The sequence below is a fragment of the Commensalibacter sp. A3DC genome (genome assembly GCF_047307945.1).
GTDB lineage: Bacteria > Pseudomonadota > Alphaproteobacteria > Acetobacterales > Acetobacteraceae > Commensalibacter > Commensalibacter melissae.
This window is the reverse complement of record NZ_JAXOQA010000029.1, coordinates 1-24,031: the sequence shown is the minus strand read 5'-3', so window position 1 is coordinate 24,031 and position 24,031 is coordinate 1. Positions and strand designations below refer to the sequence as shown.

At 39.7% G+C, this 24,031-nt stretch carries 17 protein-coding genes; 8 read left to right on the top strand and 9 right to left on the bottom strand.

All coding sequences use genetic code 11. The features are described from left to right. The 4 genes from U0839_RS04935 to U0839_RS04920 all read right to left on the bottom strand — a co-directional run. On the bottom strand, positions 1–1,511 hold a 1,511-nt coding region (locus U0839_RS04935), incomplete at its 3' end, for an efflux transporter outer membrane subunit (RefSeq protein WP_413550191.1). Continuing rightward, on the bottom strand, positions 1,489–4,758 hold the full coding sequence (locus U0839_RS04930) for an efflux RND transporter permease subunit (protein WP_413550190.1): 3,270 nt from the start codon (positions 4,756–4,758) through the stop codon (positions 1,489–1,491). The genes U0839_RS04930 and U0839_RS04935, both read right to left, overlap by 23 nt. Continuing rightward, positions 4,755–7,910, bottom strand: a complete 3,156-nt coding sequence (locus U0839_RS04925; protein ID WP_413550188.1) for an efflux RND transporter permease subunit — start codon at positions 7,908–7,910, stop codon at positions 4,755–4,757. Before U0839_RS04925 ends, U0839_RS04930 begins: the two co-directional genes overlap by 4 nt. Positions 7,911–7,975: 65 nt before the next feature. Beyond that, positions 7,976–9,163, bottom strand: a complete 1,188-nt coding sequence (locus tag U0839_RS04920) for an efflux RND transporter periplasmic adaptor subunit (RefSeq protein WP_155565770.1) — start codon at positions 9,161–9,163, stop codon at positions 7,976–7,978. 271 nt (positions 9,164–9,434) lie between these two features. On the opposite strand from U0839_RS04920, the gene U0839_RS04915 reads away from it, so the two are divergent. The 4 genes from U0839_RS04915 to U0839_RS04900 all read left to right on the top strand — a co-directional run bounded on the left by U0839_RS04915 (position 9,435) and on the right by U0839_RS04900 (position 11,919). Continuing rightward, positions 9,435–9,596 carry a hypothetical protein gene (locus tag U0839_RS04915; RefSeq protein ID WP_155565769.1) on the top strand — a complete coding sequence of 54 codons (162 nt, stop codon included), beginning with the start codon at positions 9,435–9,437 and terminating at the stop codon, positions 9,594–9,596. Between the two features lie 33 nt (positions 9,597–9,629). After that, a complete protein-coding gene (locus tag U0839_RS04910; RefSeq protein WP_110438375.1) occupies positions 9,630–10,037 on the top strand; it encodes a hypothetical protein in 408 nt (135 codons plus the stop codon). Positions 10,038–10,187: 150 nt separating this feature from the next. Then, positions 10,188–10,823, top strand: coding sequence for a ribonuclease HII (locus U0839_RS04905; RefSeq protein WP_155565768.1), 636 nt, complete (start codon positions 10,188–10,190; stop codon positions 10,821–10,823). Continuing rightward, positions 10,816–11,919: a site-specific DNA-methyltransferase gene (locus tag U0839_RS04900; protein ID WP_110438373.1), complete on the top strand. Its 1,104-nt coding sequence runs from the start codon at positions 10,816–10,818 to the stop codon at positions 11,917–11,919. Before U0839_RS04905 ends, U0839_RS04900 begins: the two co-directional genes overlap by 8 nt. Positions 11,920–11,934: 15 nt before the next feature. Here the strand turns inward: U0839_RS04900 and U0839_RS04895 are convergent, their stop codons facing one another. Continuing rightward, entirely contained in the window at positions 11,935–12,546 is a 612-nt protein-coding gene (locus U0839_RS04895; RefSeq protein ID WP_196424864.1) for a hypothetical protein, read from the bottom strand. A gap of 396 nt (positions 12,547–12,942) precedes the next feature. Here U0839_RS04895 and U0839_RS04890 point away from each other — a divergent pair, with 396 nt between their 5' ends. The 4 genes from U0839_RS04890 (at position 12,943) to U0839_RS04875 (ending at position 18,728) form a co-directional block, all read left to right on the top strand. Next, the gene (locus U0839_RS04890; RefSeq protein WP_155565767.1) at positions 12,943–14,142 is read left to right on the top strand and encodes a CCA tRNA nucleotidyltransferase; all 1,200 of its coding nucleotides are present in this window, start codon (positions 12,943–12,945) and stop codon (positions 14,140–14,142) included. 117 nt (positions 14,143–14,259) lie between these two features. Continuing rightward, a complete protein-coding gene (locus U0839_RS04885) occupies positions 14,260–16,017 on the top strand; it encodes an ABC transporter ATP-binding protein (RefSeq protein ID WP_155565961.1) in 1,758 nt (585 codons plus the stop codon). 27 nt (positions 16,018–16,044) lie between these two features. After that, positions 16,045–17,151: an HlyD family secretion protein gene (locus U0839_RS04880; RefSeq protein ID WP_155565766.1), complete on the top strand. Its 1,107-nt coding sequence runs from the start codon at positions 16,045–16,047 to the stop codon at positions 17,149–17,151. Continuing rightward, positions 17,148–18,728: a DHA2 family efflux MFS transporter permease subunit gene (locus U0839_RS04875; RefSeq protein WP_155565765.1), complete on the top strand. Its 1,581-nt coding sequence runs from the start codon at positions 17,148–17,150 to the stop codon at positions 18,726–18,728. The genes U0839_RS04880 and U0839_RS04875 overlap by 4 nt, the downstream gene beginning before the upstream one ends. Here U0839_RS04875 and U0839_RS04870 read toward each other — a convergent pair whose 3' ends face one another. From U0839_RS04870 to gpmI, 4 genes are all read right to left on the bottom strand, one after another. Continuing rightward, positions 18,729–19,196, bottom strand: a complete 468-nt coding sequence (locus U0839_RS04870; RefSeq protein ID WP_155567172.1) for an RNA pyrophosphohydrolase — start codon at positions 19,194–19,196, stop codon at positions 18,729–18,731. Between the two features lie 10 nt (positions 19,197–19,206). After that, positions 19,207–20,766: a S41 family peptidase gene (locus tag U0839_RS04865; protein ID WP_122123885.1), complete on the bottom strand. Its 1,560-nt coding sequence runs from the start codon at positions 20,764–20,766 to the stop codon at positions 19,207–19,209. Between the two features lie 117 nt (positions 20,767–20,883). Next, the gene (locus U0839_RS04860) at positions 20,884–22,029 is read right to left on the bottom strand and encodes a murein hydrolase activator EnvC family protein (RefSeq protein ID WP_413550184.1); all 1,146 of its coding nucleotides are present in this window, start codon (positions 22,027–22,029) and stop codon (positions 20,884–20,886) included. A 318-nt stretch (positions 22,030–22,347) separates the two neighbouring features. Continuing rightward, complete coding sequence (gene gpmI, locus U0839_RS04855; protein WP_413550183.1) at positions 22,348–23,874, bottom strand: 2,3-bisphosphoglycerate-independent phosphoglycerate mutase; 1,527 nt, start codon at positions 23,872–23,874, stop codon at positions 22,348–22,350. Between the last annotated feature and the right edge of the window lie 157 nt (positions 23,875–24,031).

The following is a 24,031-nucleotide window of genomic DNA, read 5'->3' as shown; positions in this document are numbered from 1 at the left end:
GGTATATTGGAGGTTAAAGAAGATTTGCTTGGCAATCGATCATCTTTCCAGCCACCTCCAAGGTTTTCGATCAACAAAACGCTGTCCACCATTTGTTGTTGCCGTATTCCAAGAGCTGTTTGCTTATTATTTAATAAAGCGACTTGTTGAGTTACAACAGTGGTATAATCGTGAGTGCCGCTCATATATTGCGCCAGGGATACTTTAAGGGCTTTGTCAGCGTATTCAATCGCTGCTTGTTGCTGGATTTTTTGATTGGCTAGGATATTAAGGTTAGATAGTTGATCCTCAACGGATTGCAAGGCTGCAAGAATGGTTTGCCTATATTGAGCCACAGAAGCATCATATTGTGCCTCTGCCTGTTTGACCATTGAACTTCTTACCCCGCCATCAAACAAGTTTTCTGAAGCGGATGCCCCCAAAGACCAGATGCGGTTGGCAACTTGAACAAGGCTGCCCACCGGATTGCCACTATAGGATAAATTGGCTGATAAGGTTACATCGGGGAAAAACGCTGCAATAGCAGCTCCTATCTGGGCATTTTTTTCTTGCATATGGCGTTCGGCTGAAGCTATATCAGGCCTTCTTTGTAATAAAATGGATGGAACACCTACTGGAATTTGAGGTATGTTGTCATTTAAAATACCGTGAGGAATTGATAAATTTGCCGGGGGCTTTCCAATTAGAGTGGCAATAGCATGTTCGTATTGGGCTCGAGAAATACCTGCAGCAGTCAATTGTGCCCTGGTTTGCTCAAGCTGTGTCTGTGCCTGTAATAACGCCGTGGGTTCAATAACACCGGCATTATGTTGATCCTGGGTTACTTTTAAGGATTGCTTATAGGCTTTAACGGTTTTTTGCAATAAATCGATTAATGAATCTTGATATCGCAAGTTAAAATAGGTCTGGGCCAACTGGCTTTGATAAGATAGTCTTGCATTGGCAAGATCTGCGGCACTGGCTTGTGCAGCAGCAACCTGACTTTCCGTGTTACGTCGTATTTTTCCCCACAGATCGAGATCCCAGCTCGCAGAGGTTTGTAATGCATAAGTATTTCTGGTCATCCCGGTCGAATAATTAATATTTCCGCCCCCATTACCAATACTTCTTGCACCACCGCCGTTACCTTGACGATCAAAATTCGTGCCAAGATTTAATGTTGGGTATAGAGCTGCCTTAGTTTGGTCAATCAAGGCACGCGCATAACGATAATTTGCTTCTGCCTGTTTTAAATTCTGGTTGGAAATATCAACCTGTTCTTCCAGCTGATTAAGAACAGGATCATTATAGATAGTCCACCATTCACCTTTAGGAAAGGCGGCGGCACTGGGATTGGCTGTCTGCCATCCGTTAACTGGTTTCAATTCCTTGAACCGTTGTGAAATGACTGGAGCGGGGCGATGATAATTTGGTCCAACCATACAGCCGCTTAGCAAAAAAAAGAAAGTGGTCCCCACATATCGTAAGGAGAGCAGGTTGATGCCCCTATTATGCACGTTGCTGTCCCCCATGAAAAAATAGTCTCTTTAACAGACGGTTATGTCGTAATCGATCCATATAGATATAAATTACCGGGGTTGTATACAAGGTCAGAGCCTGACTGACCACTAAACCCCCTACAATCGCGATTCCAAGTGGACGTCTGATCTCGCAACCATATCCATTGGAAAGAATAAGGGGAACTGCACCAAATGCAGCTGCAACGGTAGTCATGAGAATGGGACGAAAGCGTAATTTACATGCTAGTAAAATTGCTGATTTTGTATCCATGTTTTCTGACTCTTCTGCCTTGATAGCGAAATCAACCAAAAGAATGGCATTTTTTTTGACAATCCCAATAAGTAGGATAATGCCAATCATGGTTATAATAGTAAATTCTTCCCCGAACAGATCAAGCGCCAGTAATGCGCCAACACCTGCCGAGGGAAGGGTGGATAGAATTGTTAAAGGATGGATGTAGCTTTCATATAATATACCCAGTGTAATGTAAACGGCGGCAATTGCGGCAAATATGATAATGATATTATTTTTGATGCTGCTCTGGAACTGGGCTGCATTGCCAGAAAAACTTCCTGCTATATTTTTTGGTAAATGAATTTTGACGGTTTCCGTTTTGATGAGCTGAATGGCATCGCTCAGTGATTTTCCTTTTGCCAAGTTAAATGATAAAGTCGCGGCAACGAACATACCCTGATGATTGACTGATAATGAGGTCAATGCTTTGTTCTGGTTAGTGACAAAAGATAATGGGATCATGGTTTCATGATTGGTGGAGACAGCTGAACCATTGGATGCACCATTACCCCCGGCAAGTCTATTCGCGATCTGGTTTCTAAAGTTTTCCTGCTCGATTTTATCCTCTTGACTTAAAAATGCATTCGATTTGACACGGATTGTATTTGATACGGTTCCGCCACCGGGTGATCCTCCTGCAACACTGACCCATACCTGATTCAAGGCACCGGTATGAGGGGCGTAACGCGGATCCGTTTCCATAATGACCCGATATTGGTTTAATGGATTATAAATAATTGAAGCGGCACGCTGTCCAAAAGAATCAAACAACGTATTTGAAATAAGTTGTGGTGTTAAGTTAACTCGTGCGGCTGTATCCCGAAGAATATCAATATTGATTGCCTCACCTCCCTGTTGGACATCGGAAGAGACATCTGTGATGATACCGGGATGCTTTTTTAGTGCTTCAACAAGTTTGGGCATCCATTTATATAATTCGCTAGAGGAATCTGATTGTAAAGTATATTGATAGTTTGCGTTACTTGAACGCCCGCCTACATGTAATATATTGGGAGGGAAAATATAGAATTTCGCGCCAACCATATTTTGTAATTTTTTAGAAAGTCGCGCTTGAGTTTCAAAAATATTATTTTTTCGTAACTTTTTATCTTTTAAGGAAATAAAGATATTTCCCTGATTGACCGCTTTGCCTCCGGTAAAGGAGGAAATGGATGCAATATCCGGATCATTTATAAGTATTTTCTGAACAAACTGGATTTTTTCTTTCATGTTTTGAAAGGAAATGGATTGATCGCCCTGAAGATGGCATAACAAAACCCCGATATCCTCATTAGGCATGAAACCTTTAGGCATGGTTATAAAAAGAAAAATCATCAGGATAATCGTTGCAGGAATTGATAGGACAACAAGAAGGGGATATTTAAGGATGTGCGAAAGAGTGCTTTGATAGAGTTGATCACAATAATCAAATAATTTTATAAAATAATGATTAATTTTATATCCCCGTTTATTATTGTTTCCTTGGTGTCGCATAAGAATAAAGGCACACATCATGGGAGTTAGGGTCAGGGAAAGGATCATCGAAATAATCAGGGTTATGGAAAGGGTCATGGCAAATTCATGAAACAATTTTCCTATCAAACCACCCATCAGCAATATCGGCAGGAACACGGCAATCAAAGATATAGTGATCGAGATTACCGTAAACGAGACTTCCTTTGCGCCATATAAAGCGGCAGCTTTGGGAGATATACCATTCTCCAAATGCCGGTTTATATTTTCCAGCACAACAATGGCATCATCCACGACAAAGCCGGTTGCGATGGTTAGCGCCATTAAGGAAAACGTATCAAGTGAATAACCCAATAATTTAAGAATGGCAAATGTGGAGATAATGGAGGCTGGCAAAACAACGGCAGGAATAATAATGGCTCGAATGTTTCTTAGAAAAACCAGAATAACCGTTATGACTAGAACAATAGATATGACCAATGTCATTTGGGTATCAAACAGGGTGGCCCTGATTGTGGTTGAACGATCAATGGCAATGTGCAGATTCACATCGGTAGGTAAGGCTGCCTTTATCAATGATAACTTTTTATGAATCAAACTGGTTGTCTTGATGACATTACTACCGGCTTGAGGGAAAATAACCAGAATGATGGAGCGTTTATCGTTATAATATCCCGCATGATGTAAGTCTTCAACGTCGTCTTTTACTGTTGAAATATTCTCTAACATGACAGGTGCATGATTTCTGTATGCAATTACGAGGTTTCGATAGGCTTCAGCCTTTGTTGCCTGGTCATTGGTTGCTAATTGATAGCGTTTGTCACCTTCCTCAATAAAACCTTTGGGTGTATGAGCGTTGGTTGATGCCAGTGCCGCCCTGACATCTTCAAATCCAATACCGTATTTGTAAAGGGCATGCGGGTTTAGTTCAATTCTGACTGCCGGTAGTGAACTTCCCCCCAGTTCAACTTGCCCGACCCCTTTGATACTTGAGAGCTGGTGTTGCAAAACAGTTGTCGCATAATCATAAAGCTGTGGCAAGGTTTTGGTCTTGGATGTCATGGCCAAGATCATGATGGGAGAGGTGGAGGGATTCATCTTGAAATAGGATGGATTGGAACGCATCGAAGAGGGAAGGTCGGCACGTGCCGCTTGTAAGGCGGCTTCTACATCCCTTGCCGCATTATTGATATCTTTGGAAAGATCGAATTGTAAAATGATCCTGACCTGGTTTTGGGTTGATTGTGAGGTCATTTCATTGGTGCCAGGTATCTGTCCCAGCCTTCTCTCCAATGGTGCAGCAATTGAGCTGGCAATTTCCTCTGGTGTGCCGCCCGCTTGTTGGGCACGTATCATGATTACAGGAAAATCCACGTTGGGGAGATCAGAAACTGGTAATAGTTCGTAACCCAGTATACCTGTTAGAAATAATGTAACTGTGAGTAAAATTGTTGCAACAGGCCGTTGTATAAAGGGTTTTGCTATATTCATGATTCAGGTTTTTCATCAATTGGTTGGTGATTGGATAATGATGAAAAAAAATGATGTCCCCAGTTTTTAAGTCTTTCCATATATAGATAAATAATGGGAGTTGTAAAAAGAGTGAGCAATTGGCTGGCAAGAAGCCCCCAAAAAATGCTGATACCCAAAGGATGCCTTAGTTCAGATCCGGTTCCTGTTCCCAGCATCATGGGAATAGCCGCCAACATGGCCGCCAGGGTTGTCATCAGAATGGGCCTGAACCGTAGAAGTGCTGCCTGATGAATTGCCTCCAGTGAGGATTTCTTGTCTTTCCTTTCAGCCTCCAGCGCAAAATCAATCATCATAATGGCATTTTTTTTGACAATTCCAATTAATAGAATGATGCCAATAATTCCCATAATATCTAAATTGCATCCATCAATCCATAGTGCAAATAGTGCACCAATCGTGGCCGAGGGAAGGGTTGACAAAATAGTTATGGGATGAATGAAGCTTTCATAAAGAATGCCAAGGATAATATAAACAGCAATAATGGCCGCTATAACAAGAAACAATTCATTTTTAAGGCTCTTTTCAAATGCAGCCGCTATTCCTTGAAAACTGACCTGGAAGCTTGAGGGAAGATTCAGTTCCTTGTGGATGGAATTGATGATTTGTGTTGCCTCCCCCAGGGAATGACCCTTGTTGATGTTAAAGGAAATCGATATGGCTGGAAACTGACCGAAGTGGGTGACTAGAAGGGGTGCGGTGTCATGAGTGATTCTTGTCACCTGGGATAAAGGAACCAGACCAGAGGTTGGATTTCTTGTTGGACCAGAAGTTGAAGCGGAATTGTTGCCATTTATTCCGGGAAGATAAAGCTGGTTCAAAGAGGTCAAATGTTTTTGAAATTTTGGATCGGCTTCCAGAATGATCCTGTATTGGTTTGATTCTGTAAAAATAGTGGAAATTTGGCGTTGGCCAAAAGAGTCATATAAAACATTATCAATTGTTTGAGGTGTGATGGAATAACGAGCACCTGTGGCACGGTCAAGGGTGATATTGGCAACCAATCCCTGTGATTGCAGGTTTGAGGAGACATCGGAAAGGGTAGGTTCTTTTTGCAGACGATTAACAATTTTAGGTACCCAGAGTTCAAGTTGCCTGTAATCCGGATTTTCGATCAAAAGTTGGTATTGGGTGGCTGAAAAAGTTGTTTCTAGCGAGAGATCTTGTATGGGTCGAAGATAAAGTTGTGTTCCAACAACCTGTCTTGATGCCCGGGTTATTCTTTTGATTGTTTTTTCAATAGATGTTTTACGTTCCTTTCGGTTTTTCAAATTGATCAAGAAACGTCCCTGATTAAGGGTCATATTCTGTCCGTCAATGCCGATAAATGATGAAAGGTTATCCACGTCTGGATCGTTTAAAATTGTGTTTGCCAGAGCTTTTTGCTTGTTTGCGACCGCTTTCAGCGAGGCATTTTGAGGCATGATGGATATGCCTTGTGCCATACCGTTATCTTGAACGGGAAAGAAACCCTTGGGGATGTAGTAAGCCATTATGAGGGTTATGACAAAGGTGCAACAGGTGATAAATAAGGTTAGAGGCTGGTGTTTGAAGACAAATTGTAGTCCGGTATTGTAAAATTCTATTATTCTGTCTATCACACGATCAAAAAAATAGTTGTTCTGTTTTTTTTCGGTTTCGGTCAGAATATGCGCACACAACATTGGAACCAGGGTTAGGGAAACAATGGCGGATATGATGATTGTAATAGACAGGGTAACTGCAAATTCGTAAAATAAACGACCGATAATATCCCCCATGAATAATAGAGGGATAAGGACAGCGATTAAAGAAATCGTAAGCGATATGATTGTAAACCCTATTTCTTCTGACCCTTTTAAAGCGGCTTGAATCCGGTTTTCGCCCATTTCGATATATCGTGTAATGTTCTCTATCATAACAATTGCATCATCCACAACGAAACCGGTCGCTATTGTCAATGCCATCAAGGATAAATTATCTAGTGAGAAATTAAAAAGATACATTACCGCCAAGGTTCCGATCAAGGATAGGGGAACGGAAAGACTGGGAATGATTGTTGCAGAAATATTTCTTAAAAAGATAAAGATGACCAAAATAACCAAGATAATTGACAGAATGAGCTCAAATTTTACATCATGAATTGAAGCGCGAATGGATGTCGTGCGATCGGTCAATGGCGTTAATGTTATACCAGAAGGCAATGATTTTTTTAATTGTGGTAATATTTCATTGATATTGTTAACAACCGAGATAATATTGGCCTTGGGTTGCCGTTGTACATTTAAAATCAAGGCTGGTGTTTTATTTGCCCATGCCATCAATTGACTATTTTCTGGACCGTTTATGACAGTGGCCACATCACGTAATCGAACAGGTCCATTATTGTTATAGGCGATAATTTGGCTAAGTAACTGTTCCGGATTTTTTATTTGTCCATTGGTCTGGATGGTGACGGCGCGTTTTGGGCCATCCAAATTTCCGGTGGGGGAATTGACATTAACGTTACCGATTGTTGTTCTGATACTGTCCAGATCAATTCCATATGAAGTTATTTTAGGAATATTGATTTGTACACGGATTGCCTTACGTTGTCCTCCTGATAGGGTAACCAGTCCTACCCCATTAATCTGGCTTATTTTTGTGGCCAACCTGTTATTAACGTAATCCTCAACCTCGGTCAGGGGTAGAGATTTTGAAGTAATGCCAAGCGTAAGGATAGGTGTATCAGCAGGATTTACTTTTGCATAAACAGGAGGTGCAGGCAAATCAGTGGGCAAAAGGGAGTTGGCCTGATTGATAGCTTCTTGCACTTCCTGGGCCGCGACATCCATGGAGACTGAAAGATTGAATTGTAACGTGATGACTGAAGCCCCTCCAGAGGATTGGGAAATCATTTGATTTAATCCAGGGATGGATCCCAATTCACTTTCCAATGGTGCTGTGACCGAGGTCATCATGACATCCGGACTTGCGCCCGGATAAAATGTTGAAACGGTTATTGTTGGATAGTCAACATCAGGTAACGCGGACAGGGGTAAGAAACGATAGCCTAATATTCCGCAGATCATGATGGCAATCATAAGCAGGGTTGTTGCCACGGGGCGCAAAATAAAAAGGCGTGATGGATTCATAAAGATCTCGATTTATTTATAAACTTGACAAAATTAGGAAACTGTTATGATTTTCAAGTTAATTATTATTCAGAAGATTGCGTATTTTCGGGAATGATGACTTTTGAACCTTCATGTAAAGTATCAATTCCGTCAGTAACTATTTTTTCATTCTCAACTAAACCAGCGGTTATAACCGTATGTTCACCATCATTATATCCTGTTTTGATTGTCTGTATTTTAACCGTTGAATCTTTTTGAATAACATACACAAAGGAACCATTTGGTCCTGTTTGAATGGCATTATTTGGTAAAATCAAAGCATCTTTAATAACCTTGACTAGTAAATGGGCATTTACAAATTGGTTTGGAAAAAGCTCCCAGTTTTTATTTTCAAAAATGGCTCTCAACCGAACGGTTCCTGTTGATGTGTCAATCTGACTGTCTATCACGCTTGTTTTTCCTGTGGCAAGTTTGGTCGTATTATCGGTGTTCCAAGCCTCAACGGTTAGTTCTTTTTTATTTTTCAAAGCTTCCAAGACAATGCCCAATTGATTTTCAGGTAAGGTAAAAATAACCGACATGGGGGTCATCTGGGTTAAAGTGGCCAATCCTCCGCTTTGGCCTTCGGTAATATAATTTCCCGCATCAACCTGTCTGATCCCGATGCGACCGTCAACAGGTGCACGGATGTGACAGTAGATAAGATTTAATTCTTGCTGTTTGATTAGGGCCTGATCTGTTTTGACCTGTCCTTCAAGCTGGGCAACCTTATATTGCTGATCTTGAGCCGTCATGGGGGCGATACTGTTTTGTTTTAGAAGGGTTTGATAGCGCTTATTGTCCAATTTTGCCTGTTGCAGTAAGGCCGTGTCGGCTTTTAAATTGCCTTCATATTGTGCCTTCAAAGCTTCTGAGGGACGTGGGTCAATAAGGGCAAGTAAATCATTTTTCTTAACCAATTGCCCTTCCGTGAAAAATACTTGTTGTAAATAGCCGGAAATTCGTGTTTGTACGGTAACATTGGAAATGGGAACGACTGTTCCAAGTTCAGTTAGAATAACAGGTAGATGGCTTTTCTTTACAATTGTTGCTGCAACGGGTTGTTCAACAACATAATGGGAATGCTCGGAAGTTGATGAAAATACACCATAAAAACGATATGCCACCCCAATAATGACAGCTATTAGACCGATATATAAAAATATTTTTAACCATGGATGCAAACGTGAGTGAGATTTATCAGAATTTGTTGTATTTTGGGGTAAAGTCATATGCAAGAAACTTATTTTTAATGGCAATATCTAAATTTATATAATTAAAAATCAAAATAACAAAACTAATTGTGACAAAATAAATCATTGCAGAATTTAATCAATATTAAAGTTGATCACTTCATTTTTTAATATTCCTTAACCCTGGAGATTTTATATCTCTAAAAAGCGGTATTGTAATCTAAGTGATTGATAATTTTATAGACTTTTTGGTTTGGAGTTGTCATAATTACCAATAGTCTATGAATTGTTGTTATAAAAGGTGCATAATATGAGTAATGTAAAAGATTTTATTAAAAATACTGCTGAAAAAATTGAAAATACATTAACGGATGGAAAGGCAAAATTAAAGGACGCGGTTGACCATGCCAAGCAAAATTATGAATCGGTGAAAAACGAAGCAAAAGATACACTTAAAAACATAAAAAAATGATAAGATTGCAATCCTTTTTTAAAGGAGGGAACAATGTCAAAGAATATGGAAGATACTTTAAGGGAAGTTGGTGCAAAAATTGGCAGCTCGATTGATGATGCCAAAGATAAAGCACAGGATGCCTTTTCTCGTGCCCAGGATAAAAAACAGGATACTATTGATCAATTAAAAGACAAGGTTCAAAACGTCGCGGACCAGGCCAGAGAAAAAGGTCAGGATTTAAGAAATAAAGCATCTGATCAAAAAGGAAAACGTTTTGAGGATTTTGCGGGTGTTGCCGATAATGAATTTTCGCGTCTATATGGTTCTGAGGGGAAAATGGAATGCTTGATGAATTTCATTCGAAACCGTCCTGTTGCAGCATTGGTTATAGCTTTGATTGCCGGAACATTTTTATCAAGGATGTTTAAATGTTGTTGTAAACATCGTAAATGTAAATAAGCTAATAATTAAATTTAAAATTTAGGCTTAAAAAAGCTGTTAATCAGAAGTTATTAACAGCTTTTTTTATTTTTTTCATTTTAGGGCTATTCATTTGCGACTCGTTGAGTATAGTAGGTTATTGGTTTAGAAACGAATTATTTGAGTAGAATGCATCATAAAGTATCAATTGCAGGCGTGGATGAAGTGGGAATGGGTTGTCTTGCTGGTCCTGTTGTTGCTGCCGCTGTAATGTTTCAGGAAAATATTCCTGAGGATATTTCAGAATTGCTTGATGATTCAAAGAAAATCAGACCTGCATTGAGACAAGAAATTTATGCGGTTTTAAATCAAATGCCGCATGTCAAGATTGGTGTGGCCGCGGCATCAGTTGATGAAATTTTCCATTTAAATATCAGGAAATCTGCCAGCTTGGCAATGCAAAGGGCTGTATCAAAACTAAATATTCTTCCTGATCTTGTATTGGTTGATGGAACGATCGATCCTGATTTTGGATGTGCCACGCAAACCATTATCAAGGGGGATGGATTTTCATATTCAATTGCTGCGGCATCAATTATCGCAAAGGTTTTGCGCGATAAGCTGATGGTTGGTCTGGCACGGAAATGGGATCGGTATGGATGGGAGCATAATGTGGGGTACCCAACGGTTATGCATCGTGAGGCCTTGAGGAAATATGGTTGTTCTCCACATCATCGCCAAGGATATATCACCGTAAGACAATTTTCGTTTTCAATGGATGTAGAGCAAAAAGAGCAAGTAAAAGGTCAAGGATTTTATGAGTGAAGCAGTAAAATTAAATATACCTTTGGATCAGATTTTGAATGGTGAATGTATTCAGGTCATGAAAACCATACCTTCTGCGTCAATTGACTGTATTTTTGCCGATCCCCCATATAATTTGCAATTACAGGGAGAATTGCGTCGTCCAGATGATACAATTGTGGATGGGGTTAATGAAGATTGGGATAAATTTAAGAGTTTCCAACTATATGATCAATTTTGTCGAAGCTGGTTGAAGGAATGTCATCGTTTATTGAGAAAAAATGGAACAATTTGGGTTATTGGTTCCTATCATAATATTTTCAGAATTGGAGCAATTTTACAGGATCTTGGTTTCTGGATCTTGAATGATATTGTTTGGCGGAAATCCAATCCCATGCCAAATTTTAAGGGAAGACGATTTACCAATGCGCATGAGACATTAATATGGGCAGCCAAAGATGCTGATAGTAAATATTGTTTCAATTATCAGGCCATGAAAACCCTAAATGATGATATTCAGATGCGTTCTGATTGGTTTCTGCCTTTATGTACTGGACATGAAAGACTTCGAAATGAACATGGACTAAAATTACATCCGACCCAAAAACCAGAAAGCTTGCTATATCGCGTTATCTTGTCCTCTACAAATATTGAAGATGTTGTATTGGATCCTTTTGCTGGAACTGGAACAACCCTTGCCGTGGCAAAAAAACTTCAGCGACGTTATATCGGGATTGAGCGTCATCCAGACTATATGAAAGCCGCCCTTCGACGTGTGAACAATGAAAAGCCGTTATCGATTGAAGATATTAAAGTCACCCCTTCCAAACGAGAGATTCCTCGTGTTCCTTTTGGAAACCTGATTGAACAGGGATTTATTCAGCCAGGAACAATCTTGATGGATCGAAATAAACGCGTTTTTGCTACAGTAACATCCGATAGCACTGTTATCAGTGGAAACAAAAGAGGTTCCATTCATAAAATTGGGGCCCTTGTAACAAATTCACCTTCTTGTAATGGATGGACCTTTTGGCATTTCGAAAGAAATGGAGGATTATATGCTCTTGATATATTGCGTAATGAATATAATGCAATGACTAAATTGGCCAAATCTTAAATTCAAATGTAAAACCTAGCTTTTGTTAAAACCGAGAAAGCCGATTTCAGGTTTGGAAATATTGTTATAATGTGAATATGTGTTTGATTGGTTGAGATTTGAAACAGTTTTACGTTGATTTTGACCTTTAATGGATAAATATCCTTTTTCACTTTTAACCGAAACCGTTGATATTTCTCTATCACCATTTAGTTTTTGAGGTGAGTTATTATAGCCACGCATTGACAAAAGCAAAAAGGTGATGCGATCGCGATTAAGATCAATGGACATTTCCAGAGGTGTTTGACCCAAGACGTTGGTTGCATGTAAATCGGCACCACGGTTTAAAGCATCTTGTGCGGCGTAAAGGTTTCCGACATTGATCGCTTCAAAGAGGGATTGTGTTGGATTTTTGCTATCATCATCATTTGAATCATCATCAGTTGGATCATCATCGTCATCATTTGTTGATGTTTTGTTTGTTTGACTATTTTGCTTGTTGTTTTTGGATGAAGAAGTTACTTTTGATGTTTTTTGTTTAGGGTTGTTTTTTGCTGTCTGGGCAACGCCAGACAGGACAGGTAATGTAAAATATCCGCTGAACGCAAGGCAGAATAGCAAAGATAATAAACGAGATTGATAATTCATGTGATTATTCTCTTGATAGAAACTAAAATCCTAAAGCTAATATTTCTTTTATCAAATCAATCATGAATAAGAAACACTTTCTTTATATCATATTTCAAAAGATATTTTGCATATTAAGTTCATGGATATGCATTTACAGTTTATTTGTTATGACATAATGATAAAATTCAGAATAGGGATGATGTGGACATGATAGATTTATAACATAACCATTATTCATCAAGAAAGAATTGAAATGGGAATGATATAAATTTTCAAGAAAATAATTTTAATTTTGTATTGTTTACTGACAGGTTTGCAAAGTCGCAAAGAATTATTGATGGGTCTATTGTTGAATTAATTTCTAAGAAATAGGATGGGTCGTTTCAATAGAATGATTATAAAAGTGACTGTTTCATGAATATTTTGGATAAATTACCTGATCAATCCAAAAAGGATTTAAAAAAATTATGGGATATTTTTCCTGATGCACGTTTAGTTGGCGGTGTGGTTCGGGATTTGCTTGTTCAGAAACCAATTTCTGATATTGATATCGCAGCCATGGATCTCCCTGACCGTATAATTGAAAAATTAAGTCGGGCAGGGATAAAGGGGATACCTACAGGTATTGAACATGGAACAGTTACGGCAATAATAAATCATCATTCATATGAGATAACGACATTACGTAAGGATATTAAGACTGATGGGCGACATGCCAAGGTTGTTTGGACACAGGACTGGCAAGAGGATGCTGCCAGACGTGATTTTACAATTAATGCTTTATATTGTGATAAAAACGGAAAATTATGGGATTATTTCCATGGACAGGAAGATCTTTCATTAGGTCATGTTCGTTTTGTAGGAACGGCACATGAACGTATTGCAGAAGACTTTTTAAGGATTTTAAGATATTTTCGTTTTTATGCGCGCTATGGAAAAACTCAACCGGATTTAGATGCTGTGAATGCCATTCAGTTTTATGCGACACAGCTTGATACTTTGTCGGCAGAGCGAGTTTGGTCAGAATTAAAAAAGATTATCACGGGTCCAAGAGCTGGGGATGTATTAAATTTGATGGATAGATATGGGGTTTTAACCGTTCTAATGCCTTTTGGGTATCGTCTTGATCCGTTTGTTAAACTTATCGCGGCAGGCGTGCCTGATAATGCAATTATCCGCCTGTCTGCCTTAATTAAGGGGTCTGCCATATTAGTTGCAAAAAAGTTTAAATTGTCCAGTAAAGATGCTAAATTCTTATCAAGATTGGAAAAACCGTTATCCTTAAAAGCCGATGCATCGGATAAGCGGCTTGTTCAATTAAAGGCATTATATTCTCTTGACGTTCTTATTGGCCAAAGCTGGCTAGAACAGATTAAACACCGGGATGATGATTTCATTCTATGGGATAAATGGCGTAAACGGGTTATTGATATACCGACACCAGTTTTCCCCGTAAAAGGTAGGGATTTAATTGAACTGGGAGTTGAAAAAGGTCCAATAATGGGGAAAATTCTTGAATCGGTTAAAATATGGTGGATTGATGGTGGATGTTATGCTTCCGCCTTGGATTGTATAGAGTGGTTAAAAAGGCACAGTTTGAAAAATACAGATTAAATATTCGATTTAATATTTTAATTTGGGTTAAAAAGCTTTCATATCATTTGCTCCATGTAAAAGTATCAAAGTGTGAATCAAGAACAGAAAAACAATAAGAAACAAACTAAAAGAAAGATGATTTTATCCCTGATACTGGGGGAAGACAAAAGTTGGCCTTTTCTTCAACGTTTATGGAGAGAGCAAATACGTTTTTATCCGAAACGTATTTTATTGATTGTTATCTCGACAATTTTTATGGCCGGATTGACAGCTTTATACCCTTTGGTGATAAAGCGCGCATTGGATATGTTTAAGGATAATGATCCTCGAATTTTGTATCAGATCCCCGCCCTGGTTGTTATGGTGACGGCCGCAAAGGCCGCGTCACAATATATTCAGACGCTTTCCGTACAAGATTTGGTTTTACAGATTATACGGGGGCTGCAGAAAAAAATGTTTTTGCATCTGGTTCATGCAGATATCTCGTTAGTTGAAAAGGAAGCCCCCGCACAGCTTTCCGCCCGTTTTACCACTGATGCATTATCCATACGTGAAGCCATGATAAGAATGGTTAATGCGTTTGGAGATGCAATTACGGTTATTAGTTTGATTGTTTCGATGTTCTATATGGATTGGGAGTTGAGTTTAATTGCGGCTCTATTATATCCAATCGCTGCTGTACCTATTCAAAAATTGGGAAAGCGAGTGCGCAAAGCTTCCGGAAATATGCAGGAACAGGTTGGAAAAACCGCAGCGTTATTGAATGAGACTTTTTCACAGGCCAGAACCGTTCGTGTCTATGGAATGGAAAAGCGTGAAATCAGACGGTTGGGTCAATCATTTGATCAATTATATGATGCTACTCTAAAAATTATTCGAGGTCGTGCAAAAGTTGATCCAATTATGGAGGTTTTGGGAGGAAGTGCCGTTGCGGCGGTTTTAGGATTTGCTGGCTGGCGTGCCGCGATGGGCGGTGCAACCTTGGGGGATTTTTCAGGCTTTGTAGCGGCTTTGCTTTTGGCGGCAAGACCGTTGCGGGCCCTGGGATCTTTAAATGCGGCAATGCAGGAAGGCATATCTGGTCTAAACCGTATTTTTAATATTATTGATCAACCTATCAAAATAAAAGATAAAATGAATGCACTGCCTTTACCTAATGGAAAAGGGAAAATTCAATTTCAAAATGTGCATTTTATTTATCCAGGTCGTGAAGTTGGATTGCATGGTTTGAATTTTGAAATTGAATCAGGCCAGACTGTTGCCCTGGTTGGGCCCTCGGGTGCGGGAAAATCAACGGCGTTGACTTTGATCCCCCGTCTACATGATATACAGCAGGGACAGATCATTTTTGACGGAGTTGACTTGCGGAACATCAAAATTCATGAATTGCGTTCAGCAATCGCCTATGTTCCACAAGATCCGTTGTTATTTGATATGTCTATTATCGATAACATTCGGATCGGTAATCCGTATGCAAGCAAAGAGGAGATCGAAAAAGTCTTGGAAGGGGCAGCTATCAATCGTTTTCTTGGAGATTTACCAAAAGGCCTGGATACAAATGTTGGTCATGGTGGACAATGTCTTTCAGGAGGTCAGCGTCAGAGAATTGCCCTTGCACGTGCGTTAATAAGAAACCCTCGTTTATTGTTATTGGATGAAGCGACAAGTGCATTGGATACGGAAAGTGAACATGTCATACAAAAAGCCTTGGCTAAACTGCGAAGGGATTGCACGACTTTAATTGTGGCCCACCGTTTGTCTACTATACGAACAGCACATGTCATTATCGTTGTTTCGGATGGGAAAGTTGTAGAACAGGGAAATCATGATTATTTAATGAAACAGCAGGGCATGTATGCCAGATTGATACAGACGCAGAATCTGGATTATTAATAATTTTATCATTGTGGATGGACATTTATGACAGCGGATACAACTGACTCGAAACAGGATCTTGATTCATCTGAAGAAAAAAAATCCACCAATCCTAAAAATAAAAAAAAGGCAATCCGGTATCTAATGTTTTTCATTATGATCATTGTTGTCATTTTAATTGGTTTATATTGGTGGTTTACACGTAATGATGTTAGTACGGATGATGCATTTACCGCCGGGCGTGCCATTACGATCGCACCGCATGTCAATGGTTACGTGACTGAATTATTGGTCAATGATAATCAGTTTGTCCATAAGGGTCAGGTTTTGTTGAGGATTGATTCAAGGGATTACAAAGCATCTTTTTTACAGGCGCAAGGTAATTTGGAAAGGGCAAAAGCCCAGTATCTTGCCTCACAATATTTATTGGAAGTTGCAAAAAAGAATTATCCAGGTCAGCTAAAAGTTGCCGAGGGACAACTGGAAGCCGCGAAAGCGCAATTATTCAAGGCCAAAACGGATTATGTTCGTCAACATAATATTGCGCGTCCTGCTACAACCCAGCAGGCGATTGATTATGCCACTTCCGCTTTTAACCAGGCAAAAGCGGAAGTGGACAGAGCTGAAGGTAATTATTTAATTGCCACTCCAGTCGAAGCCAATATTGGCAATGTCAAAAGTAAGGTTTCTGATCAGGGTGGGGCTGTTAAGGCAGCGGAAGCACAATTGGAAACGGCCGCTTTAAATGTTGGATGGACTGAAATCAGGGCACCGCATGATGGATGGATTTCCAAACGTAACGTTGAGCAGGGCAGTTATGTAACCGTTGGTCAATCCCTTTTATCCATAGTTGAGCCAGAGGTTTGGGTAATTGGAAACTACAAGGAAACACAGATTACCAATGTTCGTCCGGGTCAAAAGGTTAAAATTGAGGTGGATGCATATCCATTTATGAAATTAAAGGGGCATGTTGATTCAATCCAGGCAGGAACAGGATCTGTCTTTAGTGCTTTTCCACCAGAAAATGCTACGGGTAACTATGTCAAGATTGTACAGCGTGTTCCTGTTAAAATATTGATTGATGAAGGACTGGATCCCAAGGTTCCCTTGGCCATAGGTCTTTCAGTCGTGCCAACGGTTTACACGAAATGAGTCAATCCGCTACCTTAAATACCGTAAAAGAGGAATGGAAGCCAAAACATAATCCATGGTTAATTGCCATTGTCGTAACTCTTGCCGCTTTTATGGAAATTCTGGACACGACAATTGTCAATGTATCTTTGCCCCATATTGCCGGCAGTTTATCAACAACCTATGATAATGCGACTTGGTCATTGACCTCCTATCTGGCGGCTAACGGAATTGTTTTAACAATTTCGGGATGGTTAGGAAGGATCCTTGGACGAAAACGTTATTTTCTTATTTGTATATTCATGTTTGCCGTATCTTCTTTTTTATGTGGTATCGCGAATAGCTTGGCTCAGCTCGTTTTATTCCGCCTAATGCAAGGATTTTTTGGGGGGGGGCTTCAACCAAACCAGCAATCGATAATTCTCGATACCTTCCCTCCAGATAAACGGGGGGCAGCTTTCGGACTAACGGCAATTGCCACTGTGGTTGCACCTGTATTGGGTCCATCCTTGGGCGGATGGATCACGGATAGTTATTCCTGGCGATGGATTTTCTTTCTTAACGTTCCTGTCGGAATCATAACAGTGTTTGCGGTGGCCATGCTTGTTGATGATCCGCCATGGGCCAGAAAGCGTAGTGAACGAATTGATTATATTGGAGTCAGCTTAATAACACTGGGACTTGGTTGTCTGGAAGTCATGGTGGATCGTGGGGAAAATGCTGACTGGTTTGGTTCGGGTTTCATCTGTTGGTTGGGTTTTTTTTCGGTAATTGGTATCATAGGCGCAATAATATGGCTTCTTTATACAGAAAAACCTGTTGTTGATCTAAAAGTATTCAAAGATCGTAATTTTGCAATAAGCTCAATTTTAATGGCTGGATTGGGTGGATGTCTATATGCATCAGCTGTAATTGTTCCACAATTTACGCAGCAGATTATTGGATACACGGCTTTTCTTTCTGGATTGGTTCTAACACCAGGTGGGATTGCCATCATTATTTTAATTCCTGTTATTGGTAAAGTGATCAATGTTGTTCAAATACGTTATGTAATAGCGATGGGTTTTTTCCTATTCGGCTGCGCGTTGTTTTATTCAGCCAACTTGGTGCCAAATTCGGATTTTTTGCATTTGGTCATGTACAGGATATCACAATCGGTTTGTCTCGCTTTCCTATTTGTTCCTCTCTCAACCATTGCCTTTATGACAATTGAAGAAAAATATAATGCAGATGCTTCGGCATTGTTTAGTATGACAAGAAACGTGTTGGGAGCCTTATGTATTTCTGGAGCAACAGCTTTAATCACTGAAAGAAGGCAGGTAAATCAGGCACACATGGTACATTGGATGTCTCCTTTCCATCAGCCTTTTAATGATTATTTGGCACATATGCGTGCAGTGGCTCAGCAATTGGGATATGCAACACAGGATCAGGCAGAAACAGCCATGAAGTATCTTTATCAGGATTTCATTAAACAGGTGGCAATTTTGGCCTTTAACGATGTATTTATGATTTTAGGTTGTTTGGCTTTTCTTCTCGTACCATTTTGTTTTTTTCTGGATGGCTATACAGCAAAGAAAAAAAAGGTAGATAGCTAATTATATGTATTTATGAAAATATTCGGCTATTTTTTGATAAAGATCATGTTTGAACCCGGTGTTGATTTTCGCCAATTCGGAAGATGAAATCCATTTCCATTCATTGAACTCTTTTTCATTATGGGTATTTAGATCAATATCGCTATCTTTCCCCAGAAATCTAACAGCAAACCATTTTTGGGTTTGTCCTTTATACTTACGTTTAAGAGGATTGCCAATCATATTGGATGGGAAATCATAGGATAACCATTCGGGATATTCCTCCAGAATTTCTATGTTACTTGTACCAATCTCTTCCAACAATTCACGTTTAAGCGCTTCTTGCGGGGTCTCATTTTTGTCGATCCCACCTTGGGGAAAGGCCCATATCTTATCTTTTGCCAGATCATGGCGTAATGCAATGAAAATTTCCCCTTTTTTGTTAAGGATAAAAGCTGCAACATTACGACGATAAGGTAGGGCTTTCATGATAAAATCCTTATTTGGAATGGATAGCAGGATGATCAGGAACAGACTTGTCCTGATGATTGGGCTGCTTTTGTTCTTGTTTTGAAGAATTGGCTTTGTTATCGTTGGAAGGTTTTTGCTGAACGGTGTTTTTACCCTTACTGTCTAAAGAGGCTGATTTTTTTAATGGTATAGGAAAAGGTTTATCATTGGATAATCCGGCCATGGATCTTACAACTTTTAGACCCTGTTGTAGCTGGAAATCAGTTGAGGGGTTCGTATAATCAAATTTTGCCCAATCTTTAGGAGGCTGGGCCGGTATTGATTTGGCAATTGCAGGTAGATCATTTCTGATGGGAGCTTTGGTTTGGTTTCCGCCTTCATTTTTGATAATATGATTTAGGTCAGCTTCACGAATGCTAAATTCTGGTGCATCGTAACTATCTTGCACCTTGATATCGGGGCTGATACCCAACCCCTGGATTGAACGGCCAGATGGTGTGTAATATCGCGCTATCGTTAGGCGGATTGCACCATTTCCAGGAATAGGCATGACAGATTGAACAGATCCCTTACCAAAGGTTTTTTCCCCTACGAGCACAGCACGATGATGATCTTGCAGGGCTCCAGACACGATTTCACTTGCCGATGCCGAACCTCCATTAATAAGAACGACAATAGGCAATCCATTGGTAATATCTTTCCCCTTGGCATTCCATCTTTGATTATCCTTAGGATTGCGTGCCTTGGTTGAAACAATGGCACCTTCCTTAATGAAGTCCCGGCTGACAGAAATAGCCTGATCAAGTAGCCCGCCTGGATCATTACGAAGGTCAATGACCAGACCTGCAAGTTTGTGGTTGCTTTCTTTTTGTAGTTTATCAAAGGCCTGACGCATATTTTTCTCTGTTTCTTCGTTAAACTGAGAAATTCGAATATAGCCTATACGATCATAAAGAGCTGACTTTATTACTTGAATGTGAATGATTTCACGGATCAGGGTTACTTTAATAGGTTTCGGTTCTTTCAGACGGATCAAAGTCAGGGTGATTTGTGTTTTAGGTTTGCCACGCATTTTATCGACGGCTGCATTAAGGGTCATTCCGTCAATATTTTTGCCATCAATCGCAATGATATAATCCCCGGGTTTTATACCGGCCCGTGCGGCAGGTGTTCCATCAATTGGTGAAACTACCTTAATATGCCCCTCATCTTCTTGTACCTCCAAGCCAAGGCCACCAAATTCACCTTTGGTTTGAATCTGCATGTTGGCAAATTGTTTTTCCGTCATATATGAACTGTGGGGATCAAGTCCTGTCAACATTCCATTCAACGCATTGGTGATCAAGTCCTTGTCCGCAACAGGCTCAACATAGCCGGCTCTAACGCGTTCAAACACATCTCCAAATAAGGTGAGTAAGCGATAGGTTTCAGCACTGTTATTTTGTACCTGATCTTTTTTTACATCTTCGGCCAATGCTTGAATGGTCAGTTGGTTATCCGACCGTATCCAATTTTGAATCTGTGGTCCCAATCCAATGCCAGCGATAAAAAGTGTCGTACCTAGCAATAATCCTGTACGGAACTTCATGCTGATTTTCTCCTAATACTTGATCCTAAAGTGGAAATGTTAACCTGTCTTTTATAATTAAAATCATGTTATATGTTAAGAAATATCTTTACCATTATAAAATTAAACGAAATTATCTTATAAAAAAGGAGATGGATTGATTGCTCTCTCGCCCCTTCGTAATTGCACAAAAAGGGTGGGACGTCCGGTTTTTCCGCCTGACCAGGCCGGCATTTGACCGATCATAATCCCTTTTTGGATCGATTGTCCAATGGCTACGGATAAACTATCCATACCAGCCAACACGAACCGGTAGCTTTTTCCACAATTCAGAATGATCATGTGCCCATACCCTCTAAAAGGTCCAGCGAACTCGATTAATCCGCTGCAAGGGGAACGGACTGTTGCTTGAGATTGGGGGGCATAGGTAATTCCCTGCGCTGGACCAGTTTCTGTTTTACTTCCCCATAATGAGACAATGGGTCCGATGACGGGTGCATTGGCCTTGGATGTGGTTCTTGAGTTGAGACCAGGACCGTTGTTGGCTGATGAGATCATGGCTGACTCTTTCCGTGCTTTCTGCAATCGTGCCATATTATGTGCTCTTTGCGCGCGGATAATTTCAGCTTTTAAAGCGCGTTGTGCCCTGATTTTTGTTAGATTGATCTGTCGAATTGCATCATTAAGACTTTGCGCCTTCTGAGCTGCATTAGCGGCATTCTGGGAAATCTCAAAAACCATTTTGGCAGATTCCTGTTGAGTGATGCGGGCCTGCTTTAAAGCCTTGGTTAATTGATTTTGTTCATTTTCCTGTTTTTTGTGAAGTTGGGCAAGATTCGTGATCTGAATTGTAAATTGATTTTGTAGCTGATTGATTTCCTCTTTATGTTGCTTAAGAACTTTTGCCTGATTTTCCAGCTGCTTGGATAGGTTCTGTATGATGGACAAACCTATTGTTGTATGGGAGGATGGCGAGGGTGCCGCGAGTAATGTATCTGAGGGATATAGGGATAACCGTTCAATTAAGGGGAGGAATTTTGAAAAATTTTTTGATTCGTTTTGCAACTGTATATTCAAGGTTACAATCTTAGATTTCAGATTTATTATTTCCTTGTTAATTTCCTGAATTCGGGTTTCGGTTGTCTGTAGTTTTTCAGTTGCCTGAACCATATTGTTATTGATTTGATGCGTTCGCTTTTTATCTTGCCGGGCTTTTAAAATTGCACGTTGTTTTTCTTTTTGAATAGTTTCCAAATTTGAATTTATTTTTTCTTTTTCTTTCAAAAGCTTTTTTTGTGTTTGTTCGCTTTTATTCAGAATTTCCTGTAATCTCGTTTGCTTTTGCTGTTGAGCACAGGCATGATGGGGTAATCCGGTAAGGTAAATACTTATCTGGATTATAAATATAAAAACATGAAATTTAAAAAATGAAGATAAATGACAGAGTTTCAGAACGGCCTCGATAAATTCAATTTATGTAAAAATATTCAATCATTGATATATTAAAATTTTACAGTGATAAAATGAAGATCATAAAAAACCTTTAGAATGAATTATTCTAAAGGTTCGTTAATGACATGCAAAACTCGGTTGATAAATATTTTATTCTTTGATCAGCACTTTACCTGTCATTTCCTTGGGCTGTGGTAAATTCATCAATTTTAAAATCGTTGGTGCTAGATCTGCCAAACGACCGTCATGCAGTTGAACATTTTCAACACCGTCAAGGATAACGGGAACTCTGTCAAGCGTATGTTGAGTATGAGGTTCACCAGTTTTTTCATCAACCATCATTTCACAGTTTCCATGGTCAGCCGTAATAATTAGGGCTCCATGTTGTTTCCTGATGGCTGGAACAATTTTTCCAATAGCTTTGTCAACCGCTTCAACCGCTTTAATGGCAGCATCAATCTTACCTGTATGACCCACCATGTCAGGGTTTGCGAAATTGACAACGATCAGGTCATATTTTTCACTGTTGATGGCATTTACAACTTTTTCAGTTAATTCGGGTGCCGACATTTCAGGTTGAAGGTCATAAGTTGCAACTTTTGGAGAGTTGACCAGAATACGATCCTCGCCAGGGAAGGGGTCTTCACGACCACCATTCAAGAAATAAGTGACATGAGGATATTTTTCCGTTTCCGCAGCCCTGAGCTGTTTCAATCCAGCGTTGGAAACGATTTCACCCAGAACATTGGTTAATGTTTCTGGTGGGAATAGCACGCCCATTTTCTTGATTAATGTATCGCTATATTGTGTCATCCCCAACACTTTAGAAAATTGGACGGTTTTGGTACGTTTAAAACCTGTAAAATCAGGTTCCAATAACGCATCCATTAACTGACGGATACGATCAGCTCTGAAATTAAAGGATAAAACGGCATCTTGATCCTCCATTCCCTTATAATCACCAATAACTGTTGGCACGATGAATTCATCGGTAACTTTTTGATTATATGATTCAGAGATTGCAGCTAACGCATCCGTTTTGTGAGGACCCTTGCCCTCTACAATAACATCATAGGCTTTTTCAACACGATCCCAACGTTTATCACGATCCATTGCATAATAACGTCCTGAAACAGTGGCAATCTTTACATCCTTTGGTAGTTCATTTAAAGCCATCTCAATATAGCCCCTCGCAGATTCAGGAGGAGTGTCACGTCCATCAGTAAAGACATGTAGTGCAACTTTAATGCCATAATCGTGTAAGGCCTTGGCCAGACCAATGGCATGTTCCTGATGGGCGTGCACGCCTCCTGGTGAGAAAAGTCCGAGTAAATGGCAAGTCTTGCCATTTTTCTTCAGGGTTTCAACAAAATCCTTAAACAATGGTTTTTTCAGAATGTCTCCAGTTTTAATGGCATGGGTAATTTTTGGAAGTTCTTGCATAATGACACGGCCAGCGCCGATATTCATATGTCCGACTTCAGAATTTCCCATTTGTCCATGAGGCAATCCAACATCTTCATTACTTGCATCAAGAAGAGCATGTGGAGAATTTTTAAAAAGTGCATCAATATTGGGAATACTGGCATTGGCAATAGCATTATCTTTTTTATTTGGGTTATACCCAAATCCGTCAAGGATTGTCAGCATAACGGGGCGATATTTTTTTTGAGTCATTTTTATGTCCTGTTTATTTGTTCATGGATCGTTTTGATTTTTGTTTTTGATGAACGTTATATAGTTAAAAGTTAGTTAAGTAGATAAATGAATGCAACCAGAATTTAAATTTTATCAATGATTGACTATGATCTTATAAACTAACCATATTTTGGAA